The sequence below is a fragment of the Microbispora sp. CA-102843 genome (assembly GCF_050936215.1).
Lineage (GTDB): Bacteria > Actinomycetota > Actinomycetes > Streptosporangiales > Streptosporangiaceae > Microbispora.
This window is the reverse complement of sequence record NZ_JBNJNF010000001.1, coordinates 628,057-649,995: the sequence shown is the minus strand read 5'-3', so window position 1 is coordinate 649,995 and position 21,939 is coordinate 628,057. Positions and strand designations below refer to the sequence as shown.

Below are 21,939 nucleotides of genomic sequence, written 5' to 3'. Positions count from 1 at the left end.
GGCCCTTCCGGACAGATCGTCCGGAAGGGCCTGCTTGCCTTTCGCGTGCCGTCAGACGGCGTTGACGTGGCAGGTGGCGGTCATCGTCTTGGACGGGTCGCTCTCGGAGGCAGCCGTGAGCTTCACCGTGGCGTGACGGCTGCCGCCCGCGGACTGCTGGGCGAAGACGGTGACGGTCTCCTTGCCGCCGAAGTCGACGGCCGCGAGGGCGTTGGGCGTGATCGTGGTCCAGCCGTTCCCTTCGACCTCGGCCTTCAGCCGGTAGACGTCACTGTTCAGGTACGCGCTGACGTCCTCGGGGTGCTGCCCCTGAGCGGAGGCGGCCTTGCCGGTGTTGAACAGCGGGAAGCTGCACATCGACACGCCCTTCTGGGCGGCGGGGACGCCGGCGCCCGGCAGCAGCTTCACGCCCCGCTTCTGCGGGCCCGCGCCGTCGAGGGACTTGATCGCCACCGTGTACAACAAGGTCCCCTTGGCGTCGCGCTGCACGTCTGTGACGTAGAAGTGCAGGCGGTTGGCCTGGTCGACGTACTCGTACTGGCTGCCCGAGTCGGTGCCCGCGTGGAAGAGGGCGTCGGCGAGCTGGCGGTAGTCACCGATCGTGATCGGGACCTTGGTGCCGTCGGGCAGGACGTAGTCCGTCATCTGGATGTCCTGCGGGTTGGCGTCGATCACCCACTCGAACGGCGCCCGGTCCTGGTTCTTGGTCTTGGCCAGGAGCACGCCGGAGTCGGGGGTGAAGGAGTCGCTGCCGATCCGGTCGACGACCTCGACGGTGTAGTTGTCGTAGCCGCCGCCGTCGCAGAGCGGGTCGGTCCGCTGACTGCACGACCCCGTGGACTTGTCACCGGTGTCGAAGGAGATGTTGACGCCGGTCAGCCGGCCCTTGCCCGGCTGGACCTCGCGTGCGGTCACCTTGGCGACCACCAGGCCGGAGTCGCTGAGCGCCTCGCGCGACAGGCGCAGGACGTTCTGCTCGTCGACCATGCCCAGCTTGATCTTGTTGCGCAGCATGTGCTGGGCGCCCATCGACGCGCCCGCCGTCGGCGGGATCAGCCAGCGGCTGTGCGGGCCGCCGGGGCCGTTGAAGCTGCCGCGGCTGAGCATCTCCCAGATGCCGGTGTAGGCCCGGACCGGCGGGTTGCCGTACGGGTTGTTGTAGTTGTCCAGGACGCCCAGGATGTGGCTGAACTCGTGGGCGAAGACCCCCTGGCCGGAGCTCTCGGCCTGAACAGAGTCGACGCCGATGTTCGCGTTGGGCCAGAACGTCGAGCCGGCGGCCCAGGACGTCCAGTCCACGTAGCGGGTCTTGGACCAGTTGGGCAGGTTCGGGTCCGGCGGCCCGAAGTCGTCGGTGACGTCCTCCTTGGTGGGGAACTTCATCATGCCGAACTCCTGCCAGGTCGACGACTCGTCCTGGCCGGCGCTCAGATAGAAGACGAAGTCGAACTGGGAGGCGACGTCCTTGCCGACGTCGGCGAGCCAGGCGGCGTTGCCGTCGGCGCGCAGGTTCTTGTTGCAGTTGTCCCCCGCCGGGCAGGCGTCCCGCTGGTACTCCATCGCGTACTCGTGCGACTTGCCCGGCATGCGGTATGGGCCGAACGCGGTGAGGTCGACGCCGTACCGGCCGCCGGAGTCCTCCATCCAGTACTCGTGCAGGGTGTGGCCCTTGTTGAGCTGGTTGGGGGTGTTGAGAAAGTCCTGGTAGAACTTGGCGACTCGGTCACGGGGGACGTCGTGGGCCTCGGCGCTGGGGTTGCCGAAGACCGTCGAGTTCTGCGGCTGAGTGACCACGAACGACTGGTTGGGGTAGTCCACCAGCACCAGCGCGCCCTTGAAGGTGCGCGCCGAGCCCTTGGTGGCGGGGTTCGCCCAGTCGGTGCCCGGGATCTTCTTGTAGTCCGCCCACGTCATGTGGTCGGGGTTCTTCCAGTTCTGCGGATCGATCGGCGCGACGACCCGAGACGCGCGGCCGTGCAGTGCCTGAGCCTGGTCCGGCTCGTCGCGCTGCCAGGGCTGGGTCTGGGGCCAGTGGTCACGCCGCCAGGGGAGATCGGGGTCTCCCCCGGGGGCCGCGGAGGCGGGAGCCGCCGTCAGCGCGAGCGGGGCGAGCGCGATGGCCGCCAGCATGCCCGGGAACACCGTTTTTGAGACTTTCACGAATTATGACGCTATAGAGACTATTGAGGCAGATCATCGGTCACTTGTAGGGAAGACCAGCGGACCCTTCTCCTACAGATGTCGAAGCGTCCAGGTGGAGGCCGAGTAGTGGATCTGCAGCAAATCGTGGACGATCTCGCCCTTCGTCTGGAAAGACCTCTGCTACTCGAGGACGGCCGCCAGCACGTCGTCGCGTACAGCGAGCAGGACGGGCCGATGGACGACGTCCGCCGCCAGTCGATCCTGCGCCGCCACACTACCCCCGACGTGCGCGCCTACCTACGCGCCGCGGGCATCCACGAGGCGACCGAGCCGCTGCGCACGCCCGGAGTCCCGGAGCTGGGGCTGCTGCCGCGGGTCTGCGTCCCCGTACGGCACGACGGCCTGCCGCTCGGCTTCCTCTGGTTCATCGACGCGGCCCCGGCCATGACCGAGCCGGAGATCGCGGTCGCGGCGGAGGCCGCGCCCACGCTGGCCCTGACCCTGTTCCACGAGAGCCTGGCCTCCCAGCTCGCCTCGCGCCGCGAACTGGAGGCCGTCACCGGACTGCTGCTCCGCGAGCCCGACGCCGGCAGGTCCCTGATCGAGGCCGGTGCGTTTCCTCACGGCATGCCCGTGACCGTGGCGGTCGCCAAGCCCGTCCTCGGCGGGGCCGACGAGACCCTGCGGCTGACGCTGGAGCGCGGGCTGTTGGCCCTGCGGCGGCGCCTGGCCAGGCACCATCCCCTGCATCTGGTGCGCTACGAGCACGCCGTACTGCTCACCGCGGGCACCCGCGCCTTCCCCGAGGAGATGCACGCGGCCCTCGGGACGCCGGTGCTGGTCGGGATCGGCTCGCCGCGCCCCTCGCTCTCCCTCGCCGCCGAGTCGTACGAGGAGGCGTTGCACGCCGCCGAGGTCGTCGCGAAGGTGCCGGACTTCGGGCGCTCGGCGGAGTGGGACCGCCTCGGCGTCTACCGCATGCTGTCCGGGATGCCGCACGGCAACCTCCATCCGGGGCTGGCACGGCTGCTGAACGAGGCCCAGCACCGGCCGCTGCTGGAGACCCTGGAGATCTACCTCGACCTCGCCGGCAACGCCCAGGCCGTCTCCCGCCGACTCCGCCTGCACCGTACCTCGCTCTACTACCGGCTTCGCCGGGTCGAGGAACTGGCGGAGACCGACCTCAGGGACGGCGAGGAGCGGCTGAGCCTGCATCTCAGCCTCAAACTCGCCCGCCTCTCCGGCCGCTACCGCCCATCCCCCCTCCCCGTGGAGCCCGAAAACACCGGCCACCACTGATTGCCCGAGTTCGTCGCCGAGGGCTGGGTCCACGGCTATCGGTTGGCGGATTCGCGCGTTCGCGGCATAGGAGACCTCACTGCGCCGCCTGGAAGCTCCGGTCCTCGCGAAGCCCGCTTCGCTGGGCTTCGCTCCGGTCCTCACTCCCAGCCGCTCCGCTCGTTCCCCACCGCTTCAGCTGACCGCTCGTGGCTGGGGAGGCGCTGGTTTGCGGGCGATGAGGCGGTGGAAGTCGAGCGCGACCCGCCGGCCGAACGCCTCCGCCGCGCGGAAGGGCTCGTCACCGACCTGGAAGGCGAGCAGCAGGTGCCCGCCCGGGGCCCGCAGCCGACGTCGGCCACCGGCCCGGGAACGCCCGACGCCCGCACCAGTTCGGCGTACGCGGCGAGCATCGCGCGCTCGAACGGCTTCTCGTTCAACTGGTGCCGGAGGTGATCGGCGTAGTCCATGGCGGCGGTGTCGTAGGCGCCCGGGCGGCCTACAGGTAGGGGGGCTCGGTCATGATCGGAAACCTTGGGCTCCGGAGCCGGCGACAGCCCCCGTAAGCGACGAAGGCCCTTCCGGTAACCCCTCCGGAAGGGCCTTCGCAGTGCCGTACGCCAACGCCTCATCGCGTACGGCAAGCATGGGTGGCGCGTCCGGTGGAGCCCCCACGGACTCCACCAGCACGCTCCGCGAGAGCCTTACGAGATCTTCGTGCAGACGGCGTAGACGAGGCCGTTCCCGTTGCCGTTGCCCGTCAGCTCGACGGTCCAGCCGTTGCCGCTCATATAGCTGCCCGTGACGGTCTTACTTGAGTTGATCTTGAAGCCGCCGCCGGTAACCCTCTCGTCCGCCCCACAGGAGACGGTCCCGCTGCTTCCGGAGATGATCTGGCTCGCCATCCGCGAGCTAAGGGCGGGCGCGTCGCCGCCGCTGCCGCCCTGGCCCTTGACCCACTTGAGGAAGTCGGCCTCGTCCTTGGAGGTGCAGGTGCGCTCCTTCCAAATGTCGCAGGCGCTCTTGCCGTCCTTGCCGGGGGTGCCGTCCTTGCCGGGGGTGCCGTCCTTGCCGTCGGCGCCCTTGGGGCCCTGCGCACCGGCGGGACCCCGGTCGCCCTCCTTGCCCGGCAGGCCGCGCTCGCCCTTCTCACCCTGCGGACCGGCGGGACCACGGTCGCCCTTCTCGCCCTGCAGGCCGCGCGGACCGGTGTCGCCCTTGGCGCCTGCGGGACCGGCGGGACCACGGTCGCCTTCCTTGCCGTCCTTACCGGGGGCGCCGTCCTTGCCGGGCTCACCCTTGGCGCCTGCGGCACCGGTGTCGCCCTTGACGCCCTGCGGACCGGCGGGACCGCGCAAGCCCTGGGGACCGCGCAGGCCCTGGGGACCGCGCGGGCCCTGCTCACCGGTGTCGCCCTTCGCGCCGGTGCCGCCGATGCCCACCGCACCCTGCGGACCCTGCGGACCGGTCTTGTTCCACGACACCTTCGTCTCGGTCGGCTTGCACGTCGTCGTGGCATTGACCAGGCGCATATACCGCGTGCTCTTGTTCACACACGCGTAGAAGGCGGCGTCACTCGCCGACGAGGCAGTGGCCGCGCCACCCAGGACAAGGACCGATCCAGCCAGAGCACCAGCCGTCATCAGGCCGATGGTGCGTCCGCCCGGCAACTTGATAGCCACGGGACTTCCCTTTCTGAGGCACACGAAGTGCGTGAAACGCAGAAGTTGTACATGTGAATCACGCGCTGGGAGATATGCGGGTTGTCATGCCAAACATCACGTATGTGTATCTCCGCTACCGGTGAGTCCGAGCAGTCAAGAAACCGGCCGGGGACGCGAGCGTGGTGGAGCCCTCAGGGACCCCACCACCTCACCCCTCTCCGGCGGCGCCGCAGACGGGAACCCTCGCCGGGTCGGCCCGCCGTCCCTCGCCGAGCTACTTGTCCCGGCCCTTGCCGCCGGCAGGCTCGTCTTCTCTGGCGAGACCGCTGCCGCCGCCGCCGACACCGGCGCAGATCACGTACGCGGTACCCCCGGTCGAGGTGCCGCCGACCTGCCAGCCGGTGGGCTTGCCACCGGCGAGGATCGGGCCGTTGGCGGTGCTCTCGCCGATGATCTTCGTGCCGGTGAACCCACCACCCGTGGCGTAACCGTTGTCGCAGGTCAGCTGGACCGATCCGCCACCGATGCCGAAGTTGAACTCCTTCTGCTTGGCGGAGATGCTCGCGATGCCGTCGCGGCCCGGAGCGCCGTCCTTGCCGGGGGCGCCGTCCTTGCCGGGCTCGCCCTTGGCGCGTCGCTCGCCGACGAGGCAGTGGCCGCGCCACCCAGGACAAGGACCGACCCAGCCGGAGCACCAGCCGTCATCAGGCCGATGGTGCGTCCGCCCGGCAACTTGATAGCCACGGGACTTCCCTTGCCGAGGCACACGAAGTGCGTGAAACAGAGCCCACGTGATTCACGTGCCAGCAGATGCTCGGGTTGCCATCCCAAACATCACGTATGTGCATCTCCGCTACGAGTAAGCACCTACGGTCAAAAAGCCCTGTTCCATGAGGAAGGCGACGTCAGGGGCACCGGCCGCTCTTTCCCGTCCGCTGAGTGGTTCCGGGACAATTCAGACGTACGGCGTACGTCAGAATCGACGGCGTGGCCGACGCCCCCGGAGAGCCCGGCTCTTCCGACCATGCGGAGGCCCTCCGGTACGCCTGGAGGGTCTGCTCCGTCACCGGGCTCGGTCTCGTGCTCATCGGGCTCAGCTCCAGCACGCTGAACGTCGCCCTCCCCGCGGTCGTACGGCACTTCGACGCCGGGCCGCTGGCGTCGAGCTGGATCCTGCTCGCGCACCTGCTGATCAGCACATCGACTCTGGTGTTGTTCGGTCGCGTCGCGGACCTGCTCGGCAGACGGGAGGTCTACCTCGTCGGGTTCGCCCTGTTCACGGGCGCGTCGCTGCTCGCCGGGATCGCGCCGGACGTCGGGGTGCTCATCGCCCTGCGGGCGGCCCCGCGCTGTTCGCGCTGGAGCGCAGGGCGCGCAACCCGGTGCTGAACCTCACGCTCTTCGGCGGCCGCATGCTGCTGTGCGCCAATCTGGCGTCGTTCGCCAACGCGCTGGCGCGCTCGTCGCTGATCCTGCTCGCCGGGCTCTACTTCCAGGCCGCGCGTGGGGCCGACGCGCTGGCCGCCGGCCTGGGCGTGCTGCCGGTCCCCGTGGGCATGACCGTCGCCTCTCCCCTGCCGGGCGCACTGGGCCGCAGGGTGAGCCCGTACGCGCTGTCGGTGGGCGGGTGCGTGCTCACGGCGTCGGGGCTGCTCGTGCTCACGCTCTCGGCCGGCCCGGCCACGCCCTACTGGGTGATCGGGATCGGGCTCTTCGTCTGCGGGTGCGGCAGCGGCGCCTTCCTCACCGGCAACACGACGCAGGTCATGAGCGCGCTGCCGGAGGAGAGCCGCGGAGTGGTGAACGGCTTCCGCCTGATGGTCATGAACGTCGGCGTCGTGCTCAGCGTGGCGACGACGCTGAGCATTCTGACCGCCTCGGTAGCGCCGGCGCTGCGCGACCAGGTCTACGCGGGGACGCTGTCACAGGTGTCCCCGGTCGCGCTGCGGCCGCTCATGGCCGGGTTCCGCAGCACCTACCTCGTGCTGTTCTGCGTCGCGCTGCTCGGCGTCTTCTTCGCGGCCATGGCCTCGACCCCGGACATCAGGAGATCGAGCCCGAAGGCGTAGTACGCCTCCACGTCGGGCTCCTGCTCCATGGTCTTGGCGTACTCCAGGATGCGGGGGAACTCGTCGGCCGGGAGCCGTTCCAGGGTCAGCCGCTTCTGCCGGCGCCACTCGGCCGCCTCCTCCGGCGTCATGACGCGTGGGCACCCCGGCTCGTCGTCCACCAGGGCCATCGCGCCGTGCAGCAGGTACGAGGAGACGAAGTAACCCTCGTCCAGCGGGAACCCGGCCTGAGCCAGCAGTTCCAGCGCGGTGTTGGTCGCCCGCGTGAAGCTCGGCACGTCCTCTTTCAGGACCATCCCGAACAGACCGGGCATGTACCGGTGCCGGCGCATCACCCGGATCAGCGCCTCGACCATGGCCCGCAGCCGGTCCTGCCACGGCGCGGCGGGGTCGAACTCGGGCGTGACCTCGGCGAGCAGGTGGTCGGCGAGGCAGATGAGCAACTGGTCCTTGTTCTTGACGTGCCAGTAGAGGGCCATCGGCGTGACGCCGAGCTCCTGGGCGAGCCGCCGCACCGTGACCGCCTCCAGGCTCTCGGCGTCGGCCAGCTCCACGGCCTTCTCGACCAGACTCCGGCGGCTCAGCCGCTCCGCGTTCGCCATGGTCCGCAGCCTCCCTACCTCATCGGCACTTGACAACTATACGCCGTACAAGGTCTCCTATGCACCGTACATGTACGCCGTACATGTACCACGTACAAGAGGGGGACAGATGTCCGGACGATGGTGGGCGCTCGTCGCGGTGGCGCTCGCGACTTTCATGACCTATTTGGACAACAACGTGGTCAACGTGGCACTGCCGACGATCCAGCGGGACCTGGCGCTGACGATCTCCGGCCTGGAGTGGATCGTGAGCGCGTACATCCTGGCGTTCGCGGGTCTGCTGCTCGCCGGCGGACGCCTGGCGGACGTCTTCGGCCCCCGGACGGCGTTCTTCGGCGGCCTGGCGGTCTTCACGCTCGCGTCGGTGGCGGCGGGCCTCGCCGGGAGCCAGGAAACGCTGATCGCGGCGCGGGCGGTGCAGGGACTCGGCGCGGCGCTGGTGACGCCGTCGGCGCTGGCCCTGCTGCCGCGGATCTTCCCGGACCCGCGCGAGCGGGCGACGGCCGTCGGCATCTGGAGCGCGGTCGGCGCCCTGGCCCTCGCGATCGGCCCGCTCACCGGCGGATTCCTCAGCGAGAACGCCGACTGGGGCTGGATCTTCCTGATCAACCTGCCGATCGGCGTGATCGCGGCCGTGATCGGCCTGCGTTCGATCAGGGTCGAGCGGGCCGCGGCCGGGCGGGCGGCTCTCGACCTGCCGGGCCTGGCCACCTCGGCCGTGGCGCTGTTCGCTCTCACCTACGCGCTCATCGAGGGCGAGTCGCGTGGGTGGACCTCCGCACCGATCCTCGGCGCGTTCGCGGTCTTCGCGGTGGCCGCCGTCTCGTTCCTGGTCGTCGAGTCCCGTGCGGCGCAGCCGATGATCGACCTCACGCTGTTCCGGGATCGGGTCTTCAGCGGCGGCCTGCTGTCGATGGGCCTGTGGTCGTTCGGCGTCTTCGGCATCTACTTCTTCACCGCGCTCTACCTCCAGAGCGCGCTCGGGTTCTCCCCCACGGCGGCGGGCGCGGGCTTCGTGCCCATGGCGCTGCTCATGGCGGTGATCGCGAGCGTCTCACCGCGGATCGCCGAGCGTTTCGGCAGCGCGGGCACGGTCGCCGTCGGCCTCGGCCTGATGGCGGTGGCCATCGGCGGGCTGTCGAGTGCGGGCGAGGGCTCCCACTACGGCGACCTGCTCCCCTGGTTCCTGCTGTACGGCGCGGGCGCCGGCCTGCTCGTCCCGCTGACCAACGTGGTGCTGAACGCGATGCCCCCCGCGAGGGCCGGCGTGGCCTCGGGCGTGCTCAACGTCTCCCGTGAGGTCTTCGGCCTGCTCGGCATCACGATCCTGGGCGCGATCCTCAGCGCCAGGCAGAGCGCGGTCGCCGGCCCTCCGCTGCACGCCTTCCTTGAGGCGTACCGGTTCACGCTGGTGATCGCGGCGGCGATCGTGCTGGTCGGCGTCCCGGTCAGCGTCTACTCCCTGCGCCGCAACCGGGCCGCCGTCGCCTCCGCCGAGCCCACCGAGCCCGCGGTGGCCGAGCCGGTCGCCTGACTCCGCCGGATCACCGAGGAGTTCAGGGCAGCAGGGTGCCGACCCGCTTGACGGTGCGGATCACCGGGGCGGTCTCCACCTCGCGCACTCCGTCCAGCGTCGCCACCCGCTCTGTCAGGTAGCGGTAGAGGGCCTGGGTGTTACGGCAGGTCACCCCTGCCATCAGATTGGTCGGGCCGGTGGTGGCGGCCACCACGTCGGCCTCGGCGTGCCCGGCCATGGCCGCGCCGACCGCGGTCAGCGCCCGTGGCTCGACCTTCATCCACAACCATGCCTCGGCGTGGTAGCCGAGCGCCCGGGCGGGGATCTCGACGTCGAAGCGCAGCGCGCCGCCGGCGCGCAGCTGCTCCAGCCGGCGGCGCGCCGTGGTCTGCGAGCACCCGGCCGCCGCCGCCAGTTCGCCGAAGCCGGCCCGGCCGTCCCGGGCCAGCACCCGCAGCAGGGCACGGTCCTCGCCGCCCAGGCTGATCTCGTGCTCGTCCGCACGATCCGGGCGCAGGCGCGCGGCCTGCTCGTCCGAGAGCACGGCTGTCCGGCTGCGCCATCCGGCGAACATGTGCAGCGTGGCGTGCGCCGACATCGACACGACACGCGGAGTCCTGGGCAGCTTCTTCAGCAACAGGTCGTCGCCCTCCCCGCCGGCCTGGACCCCGCAGGCGATCTCGGTGCCGCCGGACAGCAGGCGCACCCAGACGGTGTCCTCGCGCCGGGCCAGCGCCTCGGCCACCGGCCCGGCGGCGTCCGGCGTGCAGACCAGGCGCACCGCCCAGGAGGTCTGCCCGAAGCGGGTGCCGTCGAGCATGCCGACCACCCGCAGGAGCCCCTGAGCGCGCAGCCCGCGGTAGCGGCGCGCGATGGTGTGCTCGGAGGTGCCGACGATCTCGGCGATCCGACGGAAGGAAGCCCGGCCGTCGATCTGGAGCGCGTGCACGAGAGCACGGTCGACGCCATCCAGCTCGCCGCTTTTTGCCATATTTCATGGTCTCATGCGATTTTCCGCCGCCGAAATGCCGCTGGCCTGCGGACGCTGCCGGTTCGAAGCGATCGTGGGCGCATGAGCACTTACCTGGTTTTCGGCGGCACGGGAAACGTCGGCCGGCGAGTCGTGGAGCGGCTCGCCAGGGCGGGCGCCGCCGTACGGGCGACCAGCCGCCGCCCGCGAACCGCCGGCCTCCCCACGGGCGTCGAGGTCGTCACTCCGGACCTGGACGCGCCCGGCGCCCTTGACGGTGTCGAGGCGGCGTTCCTGATGTGGCCGTTCCATTCGGCCGAACCCGCCCGGCCCCTCGTCGACGCGCTCAAGCGCCACACCCGCCGGGTCGTCTTCATGACGGGCGGCGGCGCACGCCCGGGCGTGGTCCCCGAGTTGCAGCCCACCGCGGTCGCCCGGCCGCTGCGCTGGCACGAGCTGACGCGGGAGGAGGAACGCGCCAGGCTGCTGGCCGATCCCGGCTTCCCCGACGGCTTCGTGGACGAGCTGCTCGACGGATACGCCACGATGATCGCCTCCCCGTCGCCCGCCGTCACCGCCACCGTGCCCGGCATCACCGGCACTCCGGCCACGCCGCTGTCGGCGTGGGCCACCGAGCGCGCGGCCGACTTCGGCGGTGAGCCGCGATGAGAGTGATCGTCATCGGAGCCGGTCTCGGCGGCCTGGCCCTGGCCAACGGACTGCGCGGGACCGGCATCGACGTGGCCGTCCACGAACGCGACGTCTCGCCCGTGGTTCGCGGGCAGGGATACCGTCTCCATCTCGGCGACGTGGGCATCGACGCGCTGGCATCCGTGCTCGCGCCCGAACGCTGGGCCGCGTTCCTGTCCGCCGCCCACACGCCCAAGCCGCGGTTCGTCCGTTTCGACCCGGCACTGCGCGTGCTGGAGGAGCACGATTTCGGCGGCCGGCACCTGTCGGTCGACCGGCAGGAGCTGCGTGACACCCTGCTGGCCGACGTGAAGGGGCTGATCAGCTATGGCAGGCGCCTCACCGCCTTCCAGTCGGAGGACGGGTATGTGACCGCGCGCTTCGACGACGGCACCACGGCCACCGGCGAGGTGCTGGTGGGCGCCGACGGTGTCGGCTCCGCGGTCCGCCGGCAGTACCTGCCGCACGCCCGCGTCGTCGGCACCGGCCTCACCCAGATCTACGGCAAGATCCCGCGAGAGTCGGCCGAGGACCTGGACCACGTGTTCAGCGCCGTCACCGGGCCCCGCCACCGTGTGGTGGGCATCGCCCTCACCCGCGACTACGCCACCTTCTCCTTCGGCACCCGCGCCGAGGAACTGCCGCCGGAGCCGCACCTCATGACCCAGCGGCAGCTCAAATCCCTGGTCACGGAGATGACGTACGGCTGGCATCCCCGCGTTCGGCAGATGCTCGCCGACTGGCACGAGGTCTTTCCGCTCGCACTGCGCACCAGCGTCCCGATCGCCCCCTGGGACACCACCCGTGTCACGCTGCTCGGCGACGCGGCCCACGCGATGAGCCCGGCGGGAGGAGCCGGGGCCAACCTCGCCCTCGGGGACGCCGCGAGCCTGGCCGCCGCTCTCGCCAGTGGCCGTCCCCTGATCGCGGAACTGCGTTCGTACGAGCGCGAGATGATCGACTCCGGATTCGCCGCGGTCCGCGCCTCCGCCGCCAACGGCGCCCGAATCCTCGGCCAGGACCCGCTCCCGGCCGGTCACGAGGCCGAGCCGATTGCCTGAGTCCTCGTACGGCTCCGCACACCGCGGAGCCGTACGGAGGTTCTATTCCTTGATCACGTCGTCGCGCGAACCGCCGTCGTAGACCGGGTTCCAGTCGAGGTGCTCCTTGGTCACGAGCAGGCGGATCAGTTTGGGCTTCCGGATGGACTCCTCCGCCTCCCAGACGGTCCAGTCCTTCCCGACGGGGATGTCCTGTTCGTGCGGATCGATGGCATAGCCGCCGAGGTTCCGGGGGTTCGGCTCGATGAGCGCATAGGTGACCTTCAGCCCGCGCTTCTCGATCTCCGGCACGACCTCGCCCACCGTCTTCCCGTCCACCCGGTATCCGGCGAGCGAGCGGCCCTTCGTCGTCGCCGTGCGATAGGCGAAGAGCTGCGACTCGATCGTCTTCATCTTGGGGGTGTCGTCGGGCACGAGCACGCACGGCTTCACCGGGTCGTTCATGAGGATCGTGCTGGTGCTGCTTTCGCCGCCGGGCAGGGCCGTGAGGGTCCAGACGAAGGTCTGGCCGGGCTTGAACAGCCGGGTGTCGATGCGCATCTGCCAGCCCTCCTTCTCGCCCGGAATGTTCGTCGGCGGGTAGTAGAGGCCCTGGGGGATGTCCTTCACATAGGTGGCGCGCGGCTCCCGGCACATCTTTCCCAGAGGCGCGTAGTCGACGATGGCGGGGACCCCCAGGTCACGCAGCTGCTTCGTCAGCCCCGCGACATCGCGGAAGTCGCGGACCTTGACCCACACGACCCCGTCGGAGTCCTTGGTCACGGCGTAGGAAGGTGTGACGAGGACTCCATCGTCGAGCAGGCTCGGGCCGACGACGATGGCCGCGGCGGCCACGGCGGCGACCGCCAGGCCCAGAGCCAGTCGCTTCGGGCCGCGCCGCCCGGCACGCGCAGGCGCGGTCGCGCCGCCGCCGGGCGGCTCGGCCGTGATCGAGGCCAGCAACGCCCGCGCCCCCGCGCCGGACGGGCGGCCACCCGGCGTGCCGGGCTCGACCCGGGCCAGCGGCCCGATCATCTCTTCGATGTCCTTCACAGCGACCTCCCCGCCGGCGCCAGCCGACTCTGTGACGTGAGATGGACGCCCGCCTCGGCGAGCGCGCGGGAAAAGCGCCTTCGGGCGCGGTGGAGCCGGATGCGTACGGCGTTGCGCGACAGGCCGAGCGCCGTGGCGATCTCCTCGCGGCCCAGCCCCTCCCAGGCGACCAGCGACAGCAACTCCCGGTCGTCGTCCGACAGGCTCAGGAACGCCTCGCTGATCGCGGCCAGCTCGACCCCGCTCTCGGGGGAGTCCGCGTACAGGTCGGCCAGCTCGGCGTCGAGCTGGGCGCTGCGGGCCTGGCGGCGGACCTCGCCCCTGCGGTGGTTGGCCACCACGTTGCGGGCGACGCCGTACAGCCACAGGACGGCCTCGTCCCCCTCCGGTAAGTCGTCCATCCGCCGCCAGGCGACGGTGTAGACCTCGGCCACCACGTCGGCCGCGTCCTGGGGCGAGTCGCAGCGGCGCGCGGCGTACGCCGTGAGCCGGCCGTACGTCTCCCGGTAGACGGCCTCGAACCGGGCCGACGGTTCGTCATCCACGGGCGATCCCCATGATCGTTTCCCTTGTTCGGGTGCTACTACGGACACCCCTCTCATGTACGGAGACCGCCCATCATTTCCCGCCACATCGAGAGGGGGCGGAATCCGGGACAATGGGCCGGTGCCGGCACGCAGACTCGACCCAGGGAAGATCAGAGAGGCGCTCGACGCCCAGCTCGCCGATCTCGGACGGCCGCCGTTCGACGGCCCCGAGAGCGCGGCCGGCAACGCGTGCGTGCTGGCCGTGCTCGACGCCTACGAGGCCGGGCTCACGCCGCTGAGGGCCGCCGCCCGCGCCGCCGTACGGCACCTGCTGGAGGACCTGGCCGCGCGGGCGCCGGGACGGTCGGTGGAGGTGCGGGTCCCCCCGCACGCCGCGGTGCAGTGCGTGGAGGGGCCCCGGCACACGCGGGGCACCCCGCCCAACGTCATCGAGACCGACCCACGCACCTGGCTCGAAATGGCCACCGGCCGGCTGGCCTGGGCCGACGCCGCCGACGCCGGGAAGATCGCGGCCAGCGGCTCACGGGCCGACCTGTCCGCGCTGCTGCCGCTCTGGTGACCCCCCGTCCGGGTCACCGGAACCCGGAGAGCTTGTTCTGCACGCAGCGCTGCGCGTCCTCCTGCGTGGGGTAGAGCCGGCGGTCGAAGCACTCGTCGACATGCCTCTCATGGAACCAGTTGTAGAGCGCCACGCTCATGATCAGGGCGAGCAGCAGGGTCAGCGTGCTCAGCACCACTCCCCCGGCCGCCCTGCGCCGGTTGGAGTTCCTGGCGAGCGCCACGATACCGAGGATGAGCCCGACGACCGCCACGAGCGTGCCGACGCCGCAGATCAGCAGCAGGACGATCGAGCAGATCCCGAGCACCAGCGCGGCCGTCCCGAGCCCGCCGCCCGGCTGCGGCCCCCAGGGCCCACCGGGAGGTCCGCCAGGCCCCGGGGGCGGCGGCAGCGGCCCCCCGTACGGCGGCTGGCCGTAGGGAGGCTGACCATAGGGCGGGCCTCCGTAGGGGGGCTGGTGCGGTCCCCCATAGGGCGGGCCTGCGGGTCCTTCCGGCACCCCGGCCGACGGCTCCCGCTCCTCCGGAGTCCCCGGGCCGTACGGCTCCCGCGGGCGCCCGGGGTCGTCGGGTGTCGCCACGATCATCCCTCCTGTACCGATTTCGGGCTATATCCGATTCTTGGGGCCTGTCCGAAAGCCCAGGCTCCCCCGAATTCCCCCTGTGAGCAGGGGCGACACGGCAAAGGGCGGGTGATGCTTCCGGCGCCTGACGGGCATGCCCGGGTTTGAGCAGCGCCAACGCCCAAATAGACTCAAGTACGTGTTGAAGGGCGACGGCCGGCTGGGCCATGACCTCGACCCCCAGGACCGCGCTCCGAAGGACGCCTGTGGCGTCTTCGGCGTATGGGCGCCCGGGGAGGACGTCTCCAAACTCACCTACTACGGCCTCTACGCGCTGCAGCACCGCGGGCAGGAATCTGCGGGCATCGCGGTCAGCGAGGGCAGCCGCATCCTCGTCTACAAGGACATGGGTCTGGTGGCCCAGGTCTTCGACGAGTCGATTCTCGGCACCCTGCGGGGGCACCTGTCCATCGGGCACTGCCGTTACTCCACCACCGGATCGAGCGTCTGGGAGAACGCGCAGCCCACGCTGAACTCCACCGCCGGCGGCGGGCTGGCGCTCGCCCACAACGGCAACCTGATCAACACCGCCTTCCTCGCCGAGCGGCTCGCGCCGGGCTCCACCCGTGCGACGACCGACACCGAGGTGCTCACCGCACTCCTGGCGCAGGACTCCTCGCGCCCGGTCGAGGACGTGGCGGCCGAGCTGCTCCCGGAGGTCAAGGGCGCCTACTCGCTCGTCTGGATGAACGAGACGACGCTGTTCGCCGCCCGCGACCCGCAGGGCATCCGCCCGCTCGTGCTGGGCCGGCTGGAGCGCGGCTGGGTGGTCGCGTCCGAGACCGCCGCCCTCGACATCGTCGGCGCGTCGTTCATCCGCGAGATCGAGCCCGGCGAACTGCTGGCCATCGACGAGCGCGGGGTCCGCTCGCGTCGCTTCGCGCCGGCCGAGCCCAAGGGCTGCCTGTTCGAGTACGTCTACCTCGCCCGGCCCGACACCACGATCGCCGGGCGCGGCGTGCAGTCCACCCGGGTCGAGGTCGGCCGCGTGCTGGCCCGCGAGCACCCGGTGGACGCCGACCTCGTGATCCCCACGCCCGAGTCCGGCACCCCCGCCGCCATCGGCTACGCCGAGCAGAGCGGCATCCCGTACGGCCAGGGCCTGGTGAAGAACTCCTACGTCGGCCGGACGTTCATCCAGCCGTCGCAGACCATCCGCCAGCTCGGCATCCGCCTCAAGCTCAACCCGCTGCGCGAGGTCATCGAGGGCAAGCGGCTGGTGGTCGTGGACGACTCGATCGTCCGCGGCAACACCCAGCGGGCCATCGTGAAGATGCTGCGCGAGGCCGGGGCCGCCGAGGTCCACGTCCGGATCTCCTCGCCCCCGGTCGCCTGGCCGTGCTTCTACGGCATCGACTTCGCCACCCGCGCGGAGCTGATCGCCGGGTCGCTGTCGGTCGAGGAGATCCGCTCCTCGCTCGGCGCCGACTCCCTCGGGTACATCTCCCTGGAGGGGCTCACCCGGGCGACGACGTTGCCGGCCGACCGGCTCTGCCGCGCCTGCTTCACCGGTGAGTACCCCATTCCGATCGAGGACGACAGGGTGGGCAAGTTCGTGCTGGAGGCTCAGCGATGACCAGCTACGCCGACGCAGGCGTCGACATCGAGGCCGGCGACCGCGCGGTCGAGCTGATGAAGTCGCGGGTGGCGCGCTCCCGGCGGCCTGAGGTCGTGGACGACGCCAGCGGCTTCGCCGGGCTCTTCGACGCCTCGGCGTTCCTGCGCTACCGCAGGCCGCTGCTGGCCACGTCCACCGACGGCGTGGGCACCAAGGTCATGCTGGCCCAGCAGCTCGGCAAGCACGACACGATCGGGATCGACCTCGTGGGCATGGTCGTGGACGACCTCGTGGTCTGCGGGGCCGAGCCGCTGTTCATGACCGACTACATCGCGTGCGGCAAGGTCGTGCCCGAGCGGATCGCCGACATCGTGGGCGGCGTGGCCGAGGGGTGCCGGCTCGCGGGCTGCGCGCTGGTGGGCGGGGAGACCGCCGAGCACCCGGGGGCGATGGGCCCCGACGAGTACGACCTCGCGGGCGCCGGCACCGGAGTCGTCGAGGCGGACGAGATGCTCGGTCCCGACCGGGTCGTGCCGGGGGACGTGGTGCTCGGGCTGGCCTCCAGCGGCGTCCACTCCAACGGCTACTCGCTGGTCAGGCATGTGATCAAGACCGCCGGGCTGGGCCTGGAGCAGGAGCTGCCCGAGCTGGGCCGTACGCTCGGCGAGGCGCTGCTTGAGCCCACCCGCATCTATTCGCTCGACTGCCTGGCGCTCATCCGGGAGACCGAGGTGCACGCCCTGGCCCACATCACCGGCGGCGGGCTGGCGGCCAACCTGGCCAGGTCACTGCCGGGCACGGTGGACGCCCTTCTCGACCGGAGCTCCTGGACGCCGCCCGCGATCTTCGAGGTGCTGGCCGGGCACGGCGGCGTGCCCCAGGAGGAGATGGACAAGACGTTCAACCTCGGCGTGGGCATGTGCGCGATCGTCCCGGCGGCGGAGGCCGACAAGGCACTCGCCCTGCTGGCCGGTCGCGGCCTGCCCGCCTGGGTGCTGGGCGAGATCGTCGCGGGCGAGGGACAGGCCCGGTTCCATCGGTGAGGTTCGGGCCGCCCGGCCGGATGAACGGTCGCCGAATGGAGATCGTGGCGTGACGGCCGCGGCGGCCGACGGCCTCTCCCTGGTTCGCCGCTGCGAGCACCCGGGCAACAGCCCGTGGCGACACGACGGTCCCGGGGACGGCGGTCCCGGTGACAGCAAGGGCCGATCGGGCTCGCGGAGTCCGCGGCCCGGCGGTCCCGGCCTGGCCGGCTCGACGATGAGGAGACACGTCGATGACGCCGACCGGCTGTGACCGTGTCCGGCTGCATATGTGGCCGACCGCAACCGTGCGACCGGCCGACTCCCCGCACCCGTCTCCGTACCGGAGGCGAGGTAGGGGGGAGGGCGACTCCCGGACATTGAGAGAACCCGGCGGGAACGTCCCCGCCGGGTCTCTCACCTGGCGATCAGAACCGGGTCAACGGCGCCCACGGCGATCATCGTCGCCGTCGTCGTCGTCGACGGCCGCGTAATCGGCGTAGCGATCAGCCAACTCGTCGTAAGGGTCATGCTCGTCACTGTGGCCGGAATCGTCGGCGTCCACGACTCCGAGCTCCGCGCGCAGGCGCTCAAGATCCGTACCGCCGCTGTTGTACTTCAGCTGACGGGCGACCTTGACCTGCTTGGCCTTGGCTCGGCCGCGCCCCATTGGCTCGACCCCCTCATGCGGGGCCGTGCCCGACCCCTCGTCACTAACGCACCGCGCACCGACGCCACCTGACTTCAGGCGTCAGTCTCTCGTTCGCCTATTACCGTACCTGGTTTGTGCGCCGCTCGGTACGTCGTACGAGCGGCGGCGGTCAGCGCCGGAGCCAAATACCCCTTAGCCGACCGATTTCCGACATTCTCCGCTCGGCCAGCCTATCCGCTGCGACGGCGGGAGGGACGCCTTCCTCCTCGGCGGAGCGGAAGATCTTCAAGGTGGTGTCGAAGATCTTCGCCGCCCGGGCGCGGGCCCGGTCCATGTCGAAGCCCTCGATCTCGTCGGCCACCTGGATGACCCCGCCGGAGTTCACGACGTAGTCCGGGGCGTACAGGACGCCCCGCTCGGCGAGCTGCTTCTCGACGCCGGGATGGGCGAGCTGGTTGTTGGCCCCACCACAGACGATCTTCGCCTTGAGCCGGGGGACGGTCTCGTCGTCCAGCGCGCCGCCGAGGGCGCAGGGCGCGTACACGTCGATGTCGGAGCCCGCGAGCGTGGCGGCGTCGGACACGACCTCGACGGCGGGGTGGCGCTGCCGCACCCGCTCGACGGCCTGCTCGTCGACGTCGCAGATCACGACCTCGGCCCCGTCCTCGATCAGGTGGTCGACCAGGCGGTGGCCGACCTTGCCGACCCCCTCGACCCCGACCCGCCTGCCGCTCAGGGAGGAGGCGCCGTACACGTGGTCGGCGGCGGCCCGCATGCCCTGGAACACGCCGAAGGCGGTGAGGATGGAGGAGTCCCCGGCGCCGCCGTGCGCCTGGGTGCGGCCGGTGACGTAGGAGCACTCGCGCGCCACCACGTCCATGTCCTCGCTGTAGGTGCCCACGTCGCAGGCCGTGTAGTAGCGCCCGCCGAGCGACTGGACGAACCTGCCGTAGGCCCGCAGGAGAGCCTCGCTCTTGTCGATCGCGGGGTCGCCGATGATGACGGCCTTCGCGCCGCCGAGGTCGAGCCCGGCCAGCGCGTTCTTGTAGGCCATGGCCCGGGAGAGGTTGAGCACGTCGGCGAGCGCGGCCTGCTCGCTCTCATAGGGATAGAACCGGGTGCCGCCGAGCCCCGGTCCGAGGGCGGTGCTGTAGATCGCGATGATCGCGTACAGGCCACTGCGCTCGTCGGAGCAGAAGACGACCTGTTCATGCCGCACCGGCTGGACGGGGTTCGCGTCGTCGCCGGAGCCGGAATCCTTGTGGGACAGCCCGAAAACGTCGGTCACGGTGGTGACTCCTGATCGTGTACGCCGCCTCGTTGCGGCGATCGAGCCTCAGCTTATCCGATACACCCACAAAACGATCATGAAAAGCCGGGACGGTGCTGCACATGTGTCCGCCGACGTGGCACGATTCTGGTGTGCTCCCCTACGCCGCCTATCTCCGTGTGTACGAGCCGCTGACCGCTTTCGCCCCTCAGGATCAGGCTCGGTGGGCCCGGTACGCCGAGTCGCGCGACCGGCCGCGCCGGGCGGGCGCGCTCGAGGTCGAACACGGCGAGGCGGTCCGGCGTCTGCTGCCGGTCCCGCCGCTGCCGGCGCCCGAGCGGGAGAGTCCCAACGCGTACCTGCGCCGGGTCGAGGAGACGCTGTACGTCTGCCCCTGGCAGAGCAGGCTGCGGTCGTGGCTGGCGTTCGCGTCGTTCCGCGGGAGCGTCCCGGTCAAGCTCGCCTCCCGGTTCGTGCCCCAGGCCATCGCGGAGCAGACCGCCGACGACTTCGACCGGTTCAAGCGGGGAGAGCAGTCCCTGCGCACCCACATCCGCACGGGCACCTGGCATGTGCCGATCGCGTGGTTCGTGCCGTTCGACTCGGCCGAGCGCTGGCTCGTACTGGGCTCGGAGCAGCCGGCCGAGCCGGGCGCGCAGACCACCGCCGCGCCGCCCAGGAACATGCTGTACGTCACCTCGATGGCGCAGGCCCGGCGCCGGGTGGCCCGGGCGCTGGTGGTGATCCGCAGGCACGTCGGGCAGGTGGCGGCCCTCACCGACGTCGAGGAGGTGGGCCGCTGGCTGGAGGAGTTCCACCCCCACTCGCTGGTGGAGCTCGACTACGGCGGCCTCGTCCATCTGATGGACGACCGGACACTCCAGGGCGACCAGTCCGTCGCCGAGGTGGCGACGGCCCTCGCGGGTTTGGACAACGGTCAGGAAGAACTTGCCTTCGCGATGTATCAGCGGGTGATCCTCCGCTGGAGGTCGATTCGCGCCCTGGAATCGGCAAACTGACGGTCATGAACATGCCCTGACCTGCCGATTCTGGTCATGACATAGTCGATCTCACATCTACGAACTGAGTAGTTTGCCGTTTTCACTGCGATACCACGAAACGTGTCGCTAGAATCACCGAGCGTGACATCAACCCGTGGTCGAGACGTTGTGCCCAGAGGGCTCGCCAATCGCGCTACGTGGCTGTATGGTCACATCGGGTGATGCCGTAAATGGTCCTAGAAACCGCACGTTTTTGGATCATTGAAGGACATCCGTGACAGTGCCGCGACCGACAAGATTTGCCCGAACGAAGCGGTGTCCAGAGTGGTGCATCGCAAGACGGAGGAGGAGCCGACACAGCGCTGTCGGCGACGACTCCGGGCCTCGCGGAAGGTCCGAGCCTGCGAGGAGCTCTCGCGGGTGAGGCGACGACGCCGCGAGGCGCCGCTCTGGCCGACGCGACGGGGCAAGGATTGGCGGGAGGGGTACTTGCGCCAGACAAGTCGCAGGATCGCTGCCGGCGGTCCACACGGAGGAGAGGCCGCACAAATGTCAGCTCGTACACCCGAGGCCGAGCCACTGCTCACCCCGGCGGAGGTCGCCACGATGTTCCGGGTCGACCCCAAGACCGTCACCCGGTGGGCGAAGGCGGGCAAGTTGACGTCCATCCGCACCCTCGGCGGTCACCGGCGGTACCGGGAGACCGAGGTCCGGGCACTGCTCGCGGGGATTCCGCAGCAGCGGTCCGAATAGGACGTGGCCGTCACGCCACGGGGGGAACGACGGCGCGCTCGCGTCGGGGATGTGAGCGCGTCCACCAAGCTCCCGTGACCGCTACGGGTCATGGGAGGGATCTGGGGTCGGCGCCGCCCGCCCGGCGCCTCCCCGCGTGAACGCCCGGTCCGTTCGCCCCGGCGGTTCCCCCGTCTCCCCATACGTACGCCCCGGTCTTCGCGCCTCGATGTGACTCGCGAACGCGGTGAGGGCTCAGGGAACGGCCTCACAGTTCGCAGATGTCGGGTGCACGGGCAGCAGGGTCTCCAGCAGCGCCCGCACCCCGGGATCGTGACCACCCGCCGCCCGCAGGAGCGCGACCATCTGGTCCACCAGGAGGCGCTCCAGTTCGGCCCGCTCCATGTCGCGGTGCTCCAGCCAGTCGAGGCCGGCCGTCTCCACCGAGGCGACCCACGACCTCAGCGTGACGCGCAACGCCGGACCTGGCGCGTCGACCCCCATCTGATGAACGATCATCCGCAGCATGCGCTGCCGCACCCCGTCGACGATCTCGCCGATCTCCCCGGCGCGGTTGGCCGGGCCTCCCCTGAGCAACGCGGCGAAGCCGGCCGCGTGCTCCTCGACGAAGTCGAAGTAACGCGTCAGGCCCGAGCTGAGCTGCTCCAGCGGCCCGCCCTCGCCCTGCGCCTGTAACCGAGCCTGCAGTTCGGCCGCCGCGCTGCGCAGGGCCGCCACGTAGAGCTCCTGCTTGCCGCCGAAGTAGTGGTAGACGAGCGCCCTCGACGCGCCCGCGGAAGCCGCCACGTCGTCGATCGAGACGTCCTCGGCGTCGTGCCTGCTGAACAGCTCGAGCGCGGCGGCGATGAGCTCTTCACGCCGCCGGTCCACGCTGAGCCTGCGGCGCGCCGGCCGTGCGCCGTCTTCCGCTTGGCGTGTGGCACCCACACC

23 protein-coding genes are annotated in these 21,939 nt (G+C 70.7%); 12 read left to right on the top strand and 11 right to left on the bottom strand.

Annotated features, from left to right (window positions below; all coding sequences use genetic code 11):
- Positions 1-51 precede the first annotated feature (51 nt).
- Positions 52-2,160, bottom strand: coding sequence for a M6 family metalloprotease domain-containing protein (locus ACQEVJ_RS03150; RefSeq protein WP_433096960.1), 2,109 nt, complete (start codon positions 2,158-2,160; stop codon positions 52-54).
- A 108-nt stretch (positions 2,161-2,268) separates the two neighbouring features.
- On the opposite strand from ACQEVJ_RS03150, the gene ACQEVJ_RS03145 reads away from it, so the two are divergent.
- Positions 2,269-3,441 carry a PucR family transcriptional regulator gene (locus ACQEVJ_RS03145; protein WP_433096958.1) on the top strand — a complete coding sequence of 391 codons (1,173 nt, stop codon included), beginning with the start codon at positions 2,269-2,271 and terminating at the stop codon, positions 3,439-3,441.
- A gap of 225 nt (positions 3,442-3,666) precedes the next feature.
- Positions 3,667-3,876: a hypothetical protein gene (locus tag ACQEVJ_RS03140; protein ID WP_433096956.1), complete on the top strand. Its 210-nt coding sequence runs from the start codon at positions 3,667-3,669 to the stop codon at positions 3,874-3,876.
- 248 nt (positions 3,877-4,124) lie between these two features.
- Here ACQEVJ_RS03140 and ACQEVJ_RS03135 read toward each other — a convergent pair whose 3' ends face one another.
- Complete coding sequence (locus ACQEVJ_RS03135) at positions 4,125-5,063, bottom strand: hypothetical protein (protein ID WP_433096954.1); 939 nt, start codon at positions 5,061-5,063, stop codon at positions 4,125-4,127.
- A gap of 295 nt (positions 5,064-5,358) precedes the next feature.
- On the bottom strand, positions 5,359-5,850 hold the full coding sequence (locus ACQEVJ_RS03130; protein WP_433096952.1) for a hypothetical protein: 492 nt from the start codon (positions 5,848-5,850) through the stop codon (positions 5,359-5,361).
- A 221-nt stretch (positions 5,851-6,071) separates the two neighbouring features.
- Here ACQEVJ_RS03130 and ACQEVJ_RS03125 point away from each other — a divergent pair, with 221 nt between their 5' ends.
- Positions 6,072-6,473: an MFS transporter gene (locus tag ACQEVJ_RS03125; protein WP_433096950.1), complete on the top strand. Its 402-nt coding sequence runs from the start codon at positions 6,072-6,074 to the stop codon at positions 6,471-6,473.
- Positions 6,467-7,153, top strand: a complete 687-nt coding sequence (locus ACQEVJ_RS03120) for a hypothetical protein (protein ID WP_433096948.1) — start codon at positions 6,467-6,469, stop codon at positions 7,151-7,153. Before ACQEVJ_RS03125 ends, ACQEVJ_RS03120 begins: the two co-directional genes overlap by 7 nt.
- Here ACQEVJ_RS03120 and ACQEVJ_RS03115 read toward each other — a convergent pair.
- Complete coding sequence (locus ACQEVJ_RS03115; RefSeq protein WP_433096946.1) at positions 7,060-7,755, bottom strand: TetR family transcriptional regulator; 696 nt, start codon at positions 7,753-7,755, stop codon at positions 7,060-7,062. The two genes, ACQEVJ_RS03120 and ACQEVJ_RS03115, sit on opposite strands and share 94 nt — an antisense overlap.
- A 109-nt stretch (positions 7,756-7,864) precedes the next feature.
- Here ACQEVJ_RS03115 and ACQEVJ_RS03110 point away from each other — a divergent pair, with 109 nt between their 5' ends.
- The gene (locus ACQEVJ_RS03110) at positions 7,865-9,289 is read left to right on the top strand and encodes an MFS transporter (protein WP_433096944.1); all 1,425 of its coding nucleotides are present in this window, start codon (positions 7,865-7,867) and stop codon (positions 9,287-9,289) included.
- Positions 9,290-9,311: 22 nt separating this feature from the next.
- Here ACQEVJ_RS03110 and ACQEVJ_RS03105 read toward each other — a convergent pair whose 3' ends face one another.
- Entirely contained in the window at positions 9,312-10,262 is a 951-nt protein-coding gene (locus ACQEVJ_RS03105) for an Lrp/AsnC family transcriptional regulator (protein WP_433096942.1), read from the bottom strand.
- 81 nt (positions 10,263-10,343) lie between these two features.
- Between ACQEVJ_RS03105 and ACQEVJ_RS03100 the strand changes: the two genes are divergently transcribed.
- Together ACQEVJ_RS03100 and ACQEVJ_RS03095 are read left to right on the top strand one after the other, a co-directional pair.
- Positions 10,344-10,910 carry an SDR family oxidoreductase gene (locus ACQEVJ_RS03100; RefSeq protein ID WP_433096940.1) on the top strand — a complete coding sequence of 189 codons (567 nt, stop codon included), beginning with the start codon at positions 10,344-10,346 and terminating at the stop codon, positions 10,908-10,910.
- Entirely contained in the window at positions 10,907-11,992 is a 1,086-nt protein-coding gene (locus tag ACQEVJ_RS03095; RefSeq protein ID WP_433096938.1) for an FAD-dependent oxidoreductase, read from the top strand. Before ACQEVJ_RS03100 ends, ACQEVJ_RS03095 begins: the two co-directional genes overlap by 4 nt.
- Positions 11,993-12,034: 42 nt before the next feature.
- Here ACQEVJ_RS03095 and ACQEVJ_RS03090 read toward each other — a convergent pair whose 3' ends face one another.
- Both ACQEVJ_RS03090 and ACQEVJ_RS03085 read right to left on the bottom strand, forming a co-directional pair.
- On the bottom strand, positions 12,035-13,024 hold the full coding sequence (locus ACQEVJ_RS03090; RefSeq protein ID WP_433096936.1) for a hypothetical protein: 990 nt from the start codon (positions 13,022-13,024) through the stop codon (positions 12,035-12,037).
- Positions 13,021-13,569, bottom strand: coding sequence for an RNA polymerase sigma factor (locus ACQEVJ_RS03085; protein ID WP_433096934.1), 549 nt, complete (start codon positions 13,567-13,569; stop codon positions 13,021-13,023). Before ACQEVJ_RS03085 ends, ACQEVJ_RS03090 begins: the two co-directional genes overlap by 4 nt.
- A 121-nt stretch (positions 13,570-13,690) precedes the next feature.
- Here ACQEVJ_RS03085 and ACQEVJ_RS03080 point away from each other — a divergent pair, with 121 nt between their 5' ends.
- Positions 13,691-14,131 (top strand): sterol carrier family protein, encoded by a 441-nt coding sequence (locus ACQEVJ_RS03080; RefSeq protein WP_433096932.1) that lies wholly within the window; start codon positions 13,691-13,693, stop codon positions 14,129-14,131.
- A 13-nt stretch (positions 14,132-14,144) separates the two neighbouring features.
- Here ACQEVJ_RS03080 and ACQEVJ_RS03075 read toward each other — a convergent pair whose 3' ends face one another.
- The gene (locus ACQEVJ_RS03075) at positions 14,145-14,711 is read right to left on the bottom strand and encodes a hypothetical protein (protein ID WP_433096930.1); all 567 of its coding nucleotides are present in this window, start codon (positions 14,709-14,711) and stop codon (positions 14,145-14,147) included.
- 181 nt (positions 14,712-14,892) lie between these two features.
- On the opposite strand from ACQEVJ_RS03075, the gene purF reads away from it, so the two are divergent.
- Complete coding sequence (purF, locus tag ACQEVJ_RS03070) at positions 14,893-16,329, top strand: amidophosphoribosyltransferase (RefSeq protein WP_433096928.1); 1,437 nt, start codon at positions 14,893-14,895, stop codon at positions 16,327-16,329.
- Positions 16,326-17,354 carry a phosphoribosylformylglycinamidine cyclo-ligase gene (purM, locus tag ACQEVJ_RS03065; protein ID WP_433096926.1) on the top strand — a complete coding sequence of 343 codons (1,029 nt, stop codon included), beginning with the start codon at positions 16,326-16,328 and terminating at the stop codon, positions 17,352-17,354. Before purF ends, purM begins: the two co-directional genes overlap by 4 nt.
- Positions 17,355-17,772: 418 nt before the next feature.
- Here purM and ACQEVJ_RS03060 read toward each other — a convergent pair whose 3' ends face one another.
- Positions 17,773-18,003, bottom strand: coding sequence for a DUF3073 domain-containing protein (locus ACQEVJ_RS03060; RefSeq protein ID WP_079315184.1), 231 nt, complete (start codon positions 18,001-18,003; stop codon positions 17,773-17,775).
- A gap of 151 nt (positions 18,004-18,154) precedes the next feature.
- Positions 18,155-19,273, bottom strand: coding sequence for a Leu/Phe/Val dehydrogenase (locus tag ACQEVJ_RS03055; RefSeq protein ID WP_433096924.1), 1,119 nt, complete (start codon positions 19,271-19,273; stop codon positions 18,155-18,157).
- A 134-nt stretch (positions 19,274-19,407) separates the two neighbouring features.
- On the opposite strand from ACQEVJ_RS03055, the gene ACQEVJ_RS03050 reads away from it, so the two are divergent.
- Together ACQEVJ_RS03050 and bldC are read left to right on the top strand one after the other, a co-directional pair.
- Positions 19,408-20,274: a hypothetical protein gene (locus ACQEVJ_RS03050; RefSeq protein ID WP_433096922.1), complete on the top strand. Its 867-nt coding sequence runs from the start codon at positions 19,408-19,410 to the stop codon at positions 20,272-20,274.
- 531 nt (positions 20,275-20,805) lie between these two features.
- Positions 20,806-21,009 (top strand): developmental transcriptional regulator BldC, encoded by a 204-nt coding sequence (gene bldC, locus ACQEVJ_RS03045; RefSeq protein WP_013133571.1) that lies wholly within the window; start codon positions 20,806-20,808, stop codon positions 21,007-21,009.
- A gap of 234 nt (positions 21,010-21,243) precedes the next feature.
- Here the strand turns inward: bldC and ACQEVJ_RS03040 are convergent, their stop codons facing one another.
- Positions 21,244-21,936 carry a TetR/AcrR family transcriptional regulator gene (locus ACQEVJ_RS03040; RefSeq protein ID WP_433096920.1) on the bottom strand — a complete coding sequence of 231 codons (693 nt, stop codon included), beginning with the start codon at positions 21,934-21,936 and terminating at the stop codon, positions 21,244-21,246.
- Between the last annotated feature and the right edge of the window lie 3 nt (positions 21,937-21,939).